The organism is Mycoplasma sp. E35C (genome assembly GCF_019873825.1).
Taxonomy (GTDB): Bacteria; Bacillota_I; Bacilli_A; order Mycoplasmatales; family Mycoplasmoidaceae; genus Mycoplasmoides.
On sequence record NZ_CP068418.1, the window covers coordinates 348,232 to 361,131 of the forward strand.

At 29.9% G+C, this 12,900-nt stretch carries 9 protein-coding genes and 1 tRNA gene; 6 read left to right on the top strand and 4 right to left on the bottom strand.

All coding sequences use genetic code 4. The annotated features are described in order from the left end of the window. Positions 1 to 39: 39 nt before the first annotated feature. Complete coding sequence (locus JJE79_RS01525; protein WP_222926725.1) at positions 40 to 711, bottom strand: hypothetical protein; 672 nt, start codon at positions 709 to 711, stop codon at positions 40 to 42. Positions 712 to 955: 244 nt separating this feature from the next. On the opposite strand from JJE79_RS01525, the gene JJE79_RS01530 reads away from it, so the two are divergent. After that, positions 956 to 1,987: a DUF5454 family protein gene (locus JJE79_RS01530; RefSeq protein ID WP_255565864.1), complete on the top strand. Its 1,032-nt coding sequence runs from the start codon at positions 956 to 958 to the stop codon at positions 1,985 to 1,987. A 68-nt stretch (positions 1,988 to 2,055) separates the two neighbouring features. Continuing rightward, positions 2,056 to 2,238, top strand: a complete 183-nt coding sequence (rpsU, locus tag JJE79_RS01535) for a 30S ribosomal protein S21 (RefSeq protein ID WP_222926727.1) — start codon at positions 2,056 to 2,058, stop codon at positions 2,236 to 2,238. Between the two features lie 174 nt (positions 2,239 to 2,412). On the opposite strand, the gene JJE79_RS01540 is transcribed toward rpsU, so the two are convergent. Continuing rightward, positions 2,413 to 2,489 (bottom strand) — tRNA-His (locus JJE79_RS01540). 135 nt (positions 2,490 to 2,624) lie between these two features. On the opposite strand from JJE79_RS01540, the gene JJE79_RS01545 reads away from it, so the two are divergent. Beyond that, positions 2,625 to 5,177 carry a hypothetical protein gene (locus tag JJE79_RS01545; RefSeq protein ID WP_222926728.1) on the top strand — a complete coding sequence of 851 codons (2,553 nt, stop codon included), beginning with the start codon at positions 2,625 to 2,627 and terminating at the stop codon, positions 5,175 to 5,177. An 8-nt stretch (positions 5,178 to 5,185) separates the two neighbouring features. Here JJE79_RS01545 and trmB read toward each other — a convergent pair whose 3' ends face one another. Then, a complete protein-coding gene (gene trmB / locus JJE79_RS01550; protein ID WP_222926729.1) occupies positions 5,186 to 5,827 on the bottom strand; it encodes a tRNA (guanosine(46)-N7)-methyltransferase TrmB in 642 nt (213 codons plus the stop codon). A gap of 9 nt (positions 5,828 to 5,836) precedes the next feature. Beyond that, positions 5,837 to 6,328, bottom strand: a complete 492-nt coding sequence (locus JJE79_RS01555) for a tRNA (cytidine(34)-2'-O)-methyltransferase (RefSeq protein ID WP_222926730.1) — start codon at positions 6,326 to 6,328, stop codon at positions 5,837 to 5,839. 86 nt (positions 6,329 to 6,414) lie between these two features. Here JJE79_RS01555 and ileS point away from each other — a divergent pair, with 86 nt between their 5' ends. The 3 genes from ileS (at position 6,415) to plpA (ending at position 12,879) form a co-directional block, all read left to right on the top strand. Beyond that, on the top strand, positions 6,415 to 9,111 hold the full coding sequence (gene ileS / locus JJE79_RS01560) for an isoleucine--tRNA ligase (RefSeq protein ID WP_222926731.1): 2,697 nt from the start codon (positions 6,415 to 6,417) through the stop codon (positions 9,109 to 9,111). Beyond that, positions 9,112 to 9,624: a flavodoxin gene (locus tag JJE79_RS01565; RefSeq protein ID WP_222926732.1), complete on the top strand. Its 513-nt coding sequence runs from the start codon at positions 9,112 to 9,114 to the stop codon at positions 9,622 to 9,624. A gap of 144 nt (positions 9,625 to 9,768) precedes the next feature. Then, positions 9,769 to 12,879, top strand: coding sequence for a fibronectin-binding protein PlpA (gene plpA, locus JJE79_RS01570; RefSeq protein ID WP_222926733.1), 3,111 nt, complete (start codon positions 9,769 to 9,771; stop codon positions 12,877 to 12,879). Positions 12,880 to 12,900: the final 21 nt, after the last annotated feature.

Here is a 12,900-nt window from a genome sequence, read left to right on the forward strand (position 1 = left end):
ATAGTAGATTTTATTTAAAATTTAGCTTCTTTTTATTAATTAAAAAATGTTAGTAAATTTAATGTGTTCGAATGAAGCGCTTCAAGAAAGACCTTTTCCAATTGTTAAAGTAAAATCTAATGTTTTACTTTCTTCATTAACTGTAATATTTGAAGCTGCAAAAGCATAATTTTTTGAAATATCAGGAGTTGATAGAGGGTTATCTGTTGTATTGTAATCTTCATCTACAACAACAGCGTTGTAGTATTTAGAAGCTTCAGGTGAAGATGATGCTTGTGATGAGAAAGCTGAAACAGCTTTTAATCCCTTGCCATTCACTTTAATGCTTTTAACTAATTTTTCAAAATCATCTTTTAATAATCTGATTCCAGCTGAACTAGCCGTATTTGTTTCAGATACCTCTACTGATACTGGAAATACAGTTGCTGCTCCTGGTTTGATATTTCCGCCAGCAACAGTCAATGAGTTATTTGGTTTTGAACCAGCATTTTTAAGATTTTGGTAAGATTCTTGGTCAAATTTAACTGCAAGAGCTAATGAATCACCTGATAAACTTACTTTAATGTCGTTGTTTTCTTTATCTTTAACAGTTTTTTCTTGTGGATTACCACCAAGACCAGCTCCACTACAAGAACTTAATGCAATTGGAGCTAAAATAACTGAAGCTAAAAATGATTTTTTTAAGATATTGAATCTTTTTGATTTATTCATATTTTAATTTAATTAATCAATTAATCAATCTGGCTTCTAGTTTGCTAAAAAAAAAAAAAAAAGCAACCCCCAAGCAGAAATAAACTAAAATTCTTGTTCACCAAAATTTTCATTAATAAATATATATAAGGAAGTCTTAATTAAAAAATAAGTTATTAAAATTTGATTTAATACGAAAATTAAGCGATATTATATATCTTTTTCTAATTTTTAGGTTTAGTATAATAAACCTATGAATAATAAGATGGATCAAAGCCTGACCAGACAAGCCTTATACGATAATATTTCAAAATGAGAAGCCTTCTTACAAGGATATAAAAGCTTCTATGGTTTTGATTTTGAATGATCAAAATATATTAAAGATTGCAAGCTTTACTATGGATATTTTGATATCCATAGCTTTATCAAAACTTATGGTAAAGAATGCGAAGAAGACTTCAAACGATTTAAAGCTAGCATTGCTCAAAAAAAGCAAGAAGAAGAAAATAAACAACAAGCTGAACAAGATTTATCTAAGGAATTATTTAATGTCTATGATCAGTTATTTTATGCTGATAGTTTAAGAGTTAGATTATTAATTAACTTGTTGAATCCTAAGAATAGCTATGAGAAAAAAGAATTAAAGCGTTCATGAAAAAATGCTAAAGCTCAAGGCTATACTAAGCAAGAATGAATGAAAACATTGCTTAATATTCCTTTTAAAAAAGGAGAAGTTGATCCAATCGATTTTCAATACGACAAGCATGAAGTTTTCAAGATTTTAGATGAAATTAAGCAAGTTAAAAAAGATTATTTAAATAAGAGTTTAAAACAACGTGCTGATAAGTTTTCAACTAATAAAATTAGTCACTTTGAACAAGAAATTAATCAAGCCTCATTAGTTGTTGATTTCCATAACGATTTCGCTACACGTTTAATGGAACAAGAAGAACGTAAAAAAACAAGAGAACATAACTTATCAACTTATCATAAAGTGATTAGTAATTATCCTGAAAACAACAACGAAACTAAAAATTTAACTAATCCAATTGATGTGCTACAAACCAAAACAGGTCCAGTTTATCAAGCTCAATATGATGCATTATTCGATCAAAGACTTGATGAACAATTAAACGAAATCAAATCAACATCAAAGATGATTAATGATGAGTTTAAAAAAGCAGAAGCAATTAGAAAACAATCAGAACTAGAATATCAAAAAACTAGACAACTAAGAGAAAACCTTACCAAAGAAATTGAACATATTAATGAATCTTATGTTCACAAAAAAAGATAATATCTTATAATCTTAGACGTATAATATAAAATTGTTTTTATTAGATTTATAGAAAAGGAGGTAATTTTGTGCCGAAGGTTGAAGTAAAAGATGGTGATCTTGAATTAGCTTTACGTAAGTTTAAACGTGTTGCTAGTGAAACTAAACGTTCTTTCTTAAGACACGAATACCACCTAAGAAAAGGAATCAGACGTCGCGAAAAACAAAAAGCTGCTCGTAAGCGATTACAAAAGAAAAGCCGTATGTATTAGTCTGAAATTCCACTAGAATTTTCTATACAAAAACTTTAAAAGTTAATCATTTATTTTTCATAATATGCTGTAGTAATTACTACAGCATTTTTTATTGTTTTAAAAGATAAAAAAATAAGGAACGAAATAACTTTCGTTCCTTAAAATATAAAAGATGAGATTAATTTTTAATAATGGGGCGATTGACGGGATTTGAACCCGTGCGTGCCTGATTCACAGTCAGGTGTGTTAAACCGCTTCACCACAACCGCCATAAACACAGGTTAAATTATACTATATATTAATTTAGATTTCATAAATATCATGATATTCGTGATAGTTGCATAGCTTAACATAATCTAATGATAATGTTATAATTACTTAATAAGACTTGATGATAATTAGCTATGAAATTATTTAGAAGAGTATTTTTTGGAGTTGGTCTATTATCAATTGGTATTGGATCAACTTTAGGTGGTCTTTATACTTATCAAAAAGATAAAGTATTAAGCGAACAAGCAGCAATTCAAAGAGCAGAACATCATACAGAAATTCCTGGATTAAATGGTTATGATGAACAAAAACCAGCTGAATTTTTAAATTCTAAGATTGCTTTTGATGGTCATACTTTTAGTAATGAAAAACAAGCAGCTGCTTATTATTTAGCAACCAATAATGAATACATTAAAAGAAAACTTTATATTGGTGATAAGAAAAATATCATTAAAGACGCATCAACTTCTGAAATAACATCTGTATCTAGCTTAGATGAAATTGATCCTTCAAGAGTAAAACCTGCTTATTTATTAAGTGATGGAACTTATACTGAAGATCAAACTAAAGCTGCAATGGAATTATTAAAAGCTCCAGAATACTACACCAAAAGTATTAATGGTTTAGTTTATAACCAAAATGCCTCTTCTGTTAATAAACCAACAAATGATACTGATAAATACTTCAGAGACTTTTATTATTATCAGTTCCAAGATTATTCAAAAGCTAATTTTCAAACTGTTGATATCAATCCATTAAATTACTTTGATATTCTGAAATTAAAAAATATCGCTGTTAATTCATTAAATAAAAATGGCACTAAATATACATTAAGTGTTTATGATTTAGATAAAGAAAATAACCAATACAATAAGGTTGATAACGCAACATTATTAAACAAGATGTTTATTAATGAATTAAGTAACCAATTGTATTCAGTAATCAATGAGTTTTTATGAGAAAACTTATTTATTAATATCCAAGGAACAGTAAATAATTCAGGTAAAGTTTTCAAGATTTGATATGGTGTTCCTTATTTAGCTGCTAGTGATGATGCTTCAATTGAATATTATTTACCTTGATATTTAAGTGATGCAAGAGTTAATACTAACCAAAACGGTGCATTCAAAGACCAAAACCAGTTTATTAACAGTATTCTAAGTTATACTGATCCAAATACTTTTAACCAATCATTTAAAAAGGTTGAACCATTAGTAAGTTCATTTAATAAAACTATTGGTTGAAACTACCGTGATGAACGCAAATCTTTTGGTTTTGATAACGGCAAGATCACATTAAGAGCAAAAGGTAACTGGGTTGGATGAGGTTGATCGCCACATTTAGATGGTGATAATAATGCTGGAATTTATAGCAATGCCAAGTTCGCTAATATGTCAATTAGTTTGAATATTAATCAAAGCTGAGTTGATAAATATCAAGTTCCTAAAGAAAAAATTGATGCATTAAAAAACCAATTAGAAAAAATTATTCCAAGTGGTAATCAAAACCAAAAACAAACCTTTATTGATAGTGTTGTTGGTGCGATCCAAACCGTTTTAACTAAAAATATCTTCCAAGGATTTAATATCAACACCAACACTTCAAGAGATGATATTTACACTTATATTAATACCGTAATTGCTAACCAATTAACTCGTGAATTTACCTTAGCTTTAACTAAACGTAATGAAACTGTTAATACTGATGCATCAAAAGCTATCGAACAATTATTAGGTGGATTATTCTCGTTAAACGACACTTTAAATTCTCGTGAAAAATTATTCGTTATTGAATACAACAATCACCCATTATTCACTTTAAACTTAATAAGTGATGAAATGTTTAAGAAGATTTTTATTAATAAATACACTATCGAATTGAACCAAAGTGCTTTAACTTCAATGGTTAATGCTTTACAAGAGTATCAAAAGCAACAACCAACAAGAATTGGTAATTTATTATTAAATGTTTCAAATAATATTTCATACAATCCATCAACACATCAAGTTGTTTTAAAACCACTAACTGATACTAATCAGTTAGTTAAATACAATGCTGCTAGATTTGACATAACCAATTTATACCGTCAATTTGGTTTAAATCCAAACAACCAACACCACGCACAATTATTAACAAATCCATCTGATTCATCAAAAACTGATGTTGAAACTTACGGAGTTGTTAAAGCACTAGAAAATTCAATATCAAACGATAAATTAATTAATGTTAATGATGTTGTAATTGCTTGAAATGAAGATGGCACGATCAAGCCAACTAAATTAGCCAAGGTTTCAAGTTTAACCATTAATCCATCAGCTAATTCAACAAAATTAATTAGATACCGTTCTGAATTAGAAAATGAAATTATTAATGTTGGTCAACAAACCAAAGAAGTAATGGTAATCAGAAACTGATTAGGTGATATTATTGCCCAAGAGTTTTATGATAAAGATCAACTACCAACCGAAGAACAAATCAAAGAAAAGATGCAAGCAGCAGCACAAAAAATGAGTTTAAATCCATCAACTCAATACATCTTTGATAACGGAACATTTAAACATGTTGATAATTTAAATCTGATTTATGAAATAAATCTGGCAAATAATAAAAAATGATTCAATTCTTATCAAGAAGCATTTAGTTATATTGCAAGATTAATCCAAATTAGTTCAGTAAGAATTAATTAATAAATTAATTAGATAAATTTAAAAACAACCTTATTAATATTTTTATTAAGATTAATAAATCGTTGTTCGTATTCAGTTATCACATTATTTTTTAATAAATCATTGCTTTGATCTAACTTGTGTAAATCACGAGTAAAAGTAATGATTTTTATATTGTCAGACCCTTCAATCATTTCAAGAGCATAATCAAATAATTTATCATTATCCGTCTTGAATTCAATTGTGCCATCGTTCTTTAAAATGCGTTGATATTTTTTTAAGAATTCTAAATCAACAAGACGTTTTTTAGCATGACGTTTCTTAGGTCAAGGATCAGAAAAATTAAGATAAATTGTTTGAAAAATTTGATCGGGAATTTGATCATCAATTTGTGCAAAATCTACGTTTAAAATGAATAAATTGTTTAAATTTTCTAGATCAGTAAACTTATTAATCATCTTTAAAATCACGGTCGCATTTTTTTCAATACCAAGATAATTAACACTACGATCATTTAGTGCTTTTTGATAAATAAAATTACCCTTACCAGAACCGATTTCCAGCACATTATTTTTATTAATATCTAATTTGGTTTTTAATTGTTCAACACTAATTACATTTTTAGATTTAGCAATCTTTTGATCAGCATCTTTGATATTTCTTATACGCATAATATTTAACTACTTAATTTTCTTAAAATTATCCTGACGATTAACTTCATACAAAGCACAAACCACACTGTTAGCTAAATTAAAGCTGCGGATTTGACTACTCATTGGAATTTTTACTAAATGATTATCAAAACGATTTAACAATTCATCAGGTAAGCCATTAGTTTCTTTACCAAACATTAAATAAAGATCATGGTCTTTATTAAAATAATCAACAAAATCATAATCACTTAAATAATGTGTGGCTTTTTTGGTAAATAAAAACAGATTATTATCAATCTTATTAGCTTGATAAAATTCTTCAAAATCAGCATACTGTTTAAGTTCTAAATTATCTCAATAATCTAAATCAGCCCGTTTAAACTTTTCGTCTGTAATAAAAAATCCAAATGGATGGATCATATGCAAAGTGGCATTGAACCCAACACAACTTCTGGCAATATTACCTGCATTGCGTGGATCTTGGGGTTGGAATAAAACAATATTTAGTTTTGCTGACATATCTATATAATTTTAATGTTTAAATAAAAAAATAAATATAAAATTAAAATGGTATATTTTTATATTAAAATACTAGATTTTGGAATATGAATAAAAATTACAAAGACACTTTATTGATGCCTTCAACAGAGTTTGAAATGAAGGCAAATCTTTCAACAAAAGAAAGCAAGATTCAACAAAAGTGATTAGATGATGGCATTTATCAACTAGTTTTAGCTAAGAACCAACATAACGAACAAAAAACATTACACGACGGACCACCGTATGCTAATGGTAATATTCACGTTGGTCACGCTGTTAATAAAATTATTAAAGACATCATTGTAAGAAGATGATCGTCACTTGGATATTACAGTTTATATATCCCTGGTTGAGATACTCACGGATTACCAATCGAACATGCTGTGCAATCAAAAATGGGTCAAGAACAATTCTTTAAATTATCAGTTGTTGATCGTATGAATGAGTGCCGTGAGTTTGCTAGTATTCAAATCCAAAATCAAAAGAATCAATTTGCTTCATTAGGTTTATTAACAGACTTCAAAGCTTGTTATTATACTTATGATCCACAATATGAAATTGATCAATTAAAAGTATTTGCAAAAATGATTAATGAAGGTCTGGTATATCAAGATTACAAACCGATCTATTGATCATGATCTTCTAAATCAGTTTTATCAGATGCTGAAGTTGAATATAAAGAAGTTAAATCACCAAGCATTTATGTTAAGTTTAAGACCTTAGATAATGAACAAATTGGTAAGGATGTTAATTTAATTATCTGAACAACAACACCTTGAACTTTACCGTCTAACTTAGCAATTTCAGTGCATCCAGAATATGAATACACATTATTTGAATCTGGTGGTGAAAAATATTTAGTAACTTCAAATTTATACGAAAAATTAACGCAAAAATTTAATTTTAATGATGCAACTATCATCAAAAAAGTTAAAGGTTATTTATTAGATCGTATTAAATACAAACACTGTTTATATGATGACAACCAAGAACGCATGGTTGTTTTAGGAGAACACGTTAGTGACACTGACGGAACAGGTTTAGTGCATACTGCTCCTGGATTTGGTCTTGATGACTTCTTAGTATGTAAGCGTTATAAAATTGATGCTTATGTTCCGATTGATGATGATGGTAAATTTGATAATTCAGTTTATGATCAAAGTTTAGTTGGCGTTTTTTATGATGATGCTAACAAGATTATTACCAAACAATTAGAAGATAAAAATGCATTATTATCATTAGAATTCTTCAAACACCAAGCAGCACATGACTGGAGAAGTAAAAAACCAGTTATCTATCGTGCAACCAAACAATGGTTTATTAATATCAAATCAATCAAGGATCAGTTAATTAAAAACATTTCTGATGTTAAATATCCAAATGAACGTTATGAAAAACGAATGTTAAATATGATTGCTGAACGTTCAGATTGATGTATTAGCCGTCAAAGAACATGAGGTTTACCAATCCCGATTATCTTTGATGAAAATAATGAACCAATCTTAGATCGTGAAATCATTGATAATACCTTAAGAATTATGGAAAAAGAAGGTATTAAAGCATGATACGAACATGATGCTAAATATTTCTTAACAAATAAATACGATCCAAGAAAAAACTATCGTAAAGAAACTGACATCTTAGATGTTTGATTTGATTCAGGAACATCATTTAATGTTTTAAAACATAACAACATTAAGAATAAAGCGACAGTTTATTTTGAAGGTAATGACCAATACCGTGGTTGATTTAACAGTAGTATGATCTGTTCAACAGTAGCAAATAAAACTGCTCCTTATGAAGAATTAATTTCACACGGATTTACCTTAGATGAAAAAGGTTATAAGATGTCAAAATCACTGAATAATGTGATTGATCCACTAACTATCATTAAAGACAAAGGTGCTGATATTTTAAGATTATGAGCTGCTTCGATTGATTATAGTAATGATCACAGAATTGGTGATACGATTATTAATCAAAATATTGAAATTTACCGTAAAATTCGCAATACTTTATTTAGATTTATCTTAGGTAATTTAAGTGATTTTGATTTCAAAGATATGAAATCATACCAATTTAGTTTGGCTAATTTATTAACAATCAATCAAGTTAATCAATCATTCAAAAAGATTGATGAAGCATACAAACAATATAACTATCTAGAAATCACCAAAGAACTAAACAAGATGATTATTGATCTATCAGCTTGATACTTTGAAGTGATTAAAGACAGTTTATACTGTAACCAAAAAGAAGATCCTACAAGAAGAGCGATCCAAGCTGTATTAAATTACATCTTTATTAATTCATTATTCCGTATTTCACCAATCTTAGTTCATACTTGTGAAGAAGCGTACAGCTTTTATCCAATAACTAATAAACAAAAATCAGTATTCTTAATTGATCAACCATCATTATATGAAGTTAAAACTGATTTAAATTTAGATGAAATTAACAATTCATTTAATGAAATTAAAAATGAAGTATATGCTGAAATTGAAAAACTAAGAAAAGAAAAAGTTTTATCAAAATCAAATGAAGCAGTTGTATATTTAGCTAATAAATATGTTGATATCAACAAGCACTTAGCTAAATCATTAAAACAATGATTAAATGTTGCTGAATTATACTTCACAACCAACGATAAAACTACAGTGAAAAAAACAGAATTCATTAAGTGTCAAAGATGTTGAAACTACTTCAAAGAATTAAATAAGAATAATAATGAAATTTGTGATCGCTGTAATGATGTTATTTAGATGAAAAAGATCGCAATAATTTATGGCACTAATTTAGGAACCACTGAACTAATTGCCAAAAAAATTAATGATTTAATTAAATACCCAACAACCTTAATTGATGTAACTAAAATCGATGTCGATTTTGTTAATCAACATGATATCTTATTGTTAGGAACATCAACATGAGGCACTGGTGATATTCATGATGCTTGACTAGAGTTTGATTTCAAAAAACTTGATGTTAACAATAAAACCTTCTTATTATTTGGGTGTGGGGATAGTCAAACTTATCCTTACACTTTTTGTGATGGTGTCGGTAGATTGTTTGATATCTTAAATCGCAAAAAAGCTAAAATCATCGGTCAAATTAATAAAGAAGATTATGAGTATGATTTTGAAGAGTCAAAAGCGGTTTTTAAGAACAAAGTTGTTGGCTTATTAATTGATCAAGATTCTCAACCAGAAAAAACCGATTGGCGAATTGAAAAATGAACGACTTGAATTAACGAAAATTTAAAGTCTTTATTATAATATTTAGCTAGCTTTTTTTAAATTTTCTTTTGATATAATAAATAAGATAATGGACCCGTTTCTGATTATTTCATTTTTTCAGAAGGTTTTACATATATCTAAAATTTTTAAATATTGCTTAAAAAACTGCAATAGGCTCATTATATGGATAACAATCAAAATAACTTCAATCAACCTGTTCCAGCAGGTTATGATCAATACCAACAATCTTCATCAGCATTAGTAAGCTATGGTTATGATGCTAATGGGAATCCTGTAAGTGATCCAGCGTTAGCAGTCTATGATGCTAACGGTATGTTGATTCAACAAAACCAACAAGATCCAAACCAAGTTCAATATGATGAATATGGCAACCCTGTTGGTATGCTATCTGGTAATACTTATTCTCAAGAAAACGACCCTTATTACCAACAATACAATCAACAAAATCCACAAGATCCTAACCAAGTTCAATATGATGAATATGGTAACCCAGTAGGTATGCTACCTAACCAAAACCAAAATCAGGATCCAAACCAAGTTCAATACGACCAATACGGCAATCCTGTTGGTATGTTACCTGGTGCTCAAAACCAAGATATGAACCAAGTTCAATATGATGAATATGGTAATCCGATTGGTATGCTTCCAGGACAAGCACAAAATCAAGATCAAAACCAAGTTCAATACGACCAATACGGAAATCCAATTGGTATGCTGCCTGGTCAAGCTAATGATGCTAACCAGATGCAATATGACCAATATGGTAATCCAATTGGTATGTTACCTGGTGCTCAAAACCAAGATATGAACCAAGTTCAACCAGTTCAATATGATGAATATGGTAATCCGATTGGTATGCTTCCAGGACAAGTTAACGATGCTAACCAAATGCAACAAATGCAATATGACCAATACGGAAACCCAATTGGTATGTTACCTGGTCAAACAAGTGATGCTAACCAAATGCAGTATGACGAGTATGGTAACCCTGTTGGTATGCTACCTGCTCAAGCTGGTGATGCTAACCAAGCACAATACGATCAATACAATAACAATCAATTAGCTATAACTGACCCTAGCCAAATGCCATATGATGACTATGTAAATCCAAACAATCAAATGGGTCAACAAGATCAAGCTGGATACGATCAAAATCAATACGCTCAATACGACCAACAACAATATTCAGAACAACCTCAATACGACGAATACGGTAATTTAATCCAAGCTAACCAATGAGATAATTACAACCAACAAAACAACGCTTTGGTTGCTTCTGATTGAAATGATGCTAACCAACCAGTTCCAACAGAAGAACTAGAAGTTTCAGATGTAATCGTGCCAAGCACTAATGAAGAATTACAAGCTCAAGAAGATGATTTAAGAAACTTCTTAAATAATTCAGGAACTGAATTAATTTCTTACTACGATGAAGATGAAGAAGAAGAAAAACCTCGTAAGAAAAAACAACGTCAATCATCTGAACGTGGTTTATTACCAGAATTATCTTCAGTAAATCGTCCAGACCAAACACCAGTTACTGTTGCGTCTAGTGTAACTTCTGAATCACTATATGATGAAGATAATTTAAGCACAAACGAACAAGACGATGAAGAAGATCTAGTAGATGGTCAAATTCTTCAACCAGAAGATGAATCGAGTGATGATGAAGAAGAACAAATCATCAATTTGCCAATCGAAGAAATTGAATCTGCATTATTACCTAAATTCGAAGAAGTTCAAAAGAGCAGCTTAGAAGAAATTCAAAAAGTAAGAAAAGAAAGTGCTGAGAAATTAAAAGTGTTACAAGAAGCAAATCAAGAACTTAAGAGTTCTAATGAAGAATTACGTAATTCAAACTCAAGAATTGAAAACCAACTTCAAGCTTTATTAGATAGTATCCAAACAATGAATACTATCAAATCTGAAGATTCAGAACAAGAAGAAAACAAACGTTCAAAACTAGAAGAACGTCTAGAAGAATTAGCAAACAAGCTAGATCAAACTAAAGAAGTAGTTGATCAAACTCGTGAAATTTCACTTTCACAAGACAACACAAGCAACGAATTAATGATGCAAAGTTTTGAAAAGAAACTTGAAGCATTAACTGAACGCTTAAACCAAACACAAGAAGCTAAAGAAAAACAAGAAGAAGACTTCAGTGCTAAGTTAGAAAAAATTCTTGCTCAATCAAAAGAAACAACAGATGCTCTTGAATCTAAACTAAAAGAAAACACTGCTTCATTACAAAGTTCATTACAAGCTTCATTACAAGATTCAATCCAAGGTCAATTAGAAGAAAAACTTGAAAACAAGTTTGAAAACTTTGCTGACAAATTAACTGAAATCACTACTAAGAAAATTGGTGAAAAGATTGGTGAGAAGATTGTTGAACAAGAAACTAATAAAAAAGAAGAAATCAATTTACTTGAAAAATCACTTGATAAGAAATTATCTGATGTTTTAAGTAAGGTTGAAAGTTATGCAAACCAATCACAATTACAATCACAACACTTAAACCAAACATTGTCTTATCACCAACAACAAATTAATAACTCATTAAGACAATCAGCTCAAATGGCTCAATGAAACCAAATGAATCAAATGAATCAGATGAACCAAATGAGTCAAATGATGCAATTGCCACACTTACACCACATGGCAATGAATGGTATGCACCCAATGGGATACAACAACCCTTACAACCACATCCCACCAATGCCGCCACAAATGGTGCACCAACCTCACTACCACCAATTACCTCCACCACCAGCTCCAGCACCAGCGCCTGCGCCTGCTCCTGTAATTCAAAACCCATTACAATTACCTGGTGAAAACCCAACATTGTTTGAAAAACTAATGTTAGCAAACATGTTTAAACAAACAATTAACCCACCTCAACCACAACCTCAACCAGCTCCGAACTACCCACAACCAGTTCAACCACAAATCTTATCATTACCACCAACAGTAGTTCAACAACCAAACTACTTAGTGCCTCAACCTCAAATCATCCAAACACCAGCTCCAGCGCCAGCACCTGCTGCTCAACCTGTAGCTCCTAGCGTTTTACCTGTTAGACACCATGATTATTACAGCGAACGCTTAATGATGGATGATGCTTACAACGCTGGTTATGATGAAGCAATGTATGAACTAGAAAACCGTTACTACCAACAACCAGCATACGAATATCCAGAATACGAAGAAATCCAACCTTCATTTAGAAGACGTGGTGGTCGTCCAAAATTTGATCCATACAACAATCGATAATAAAAACTAATCGATAATAAT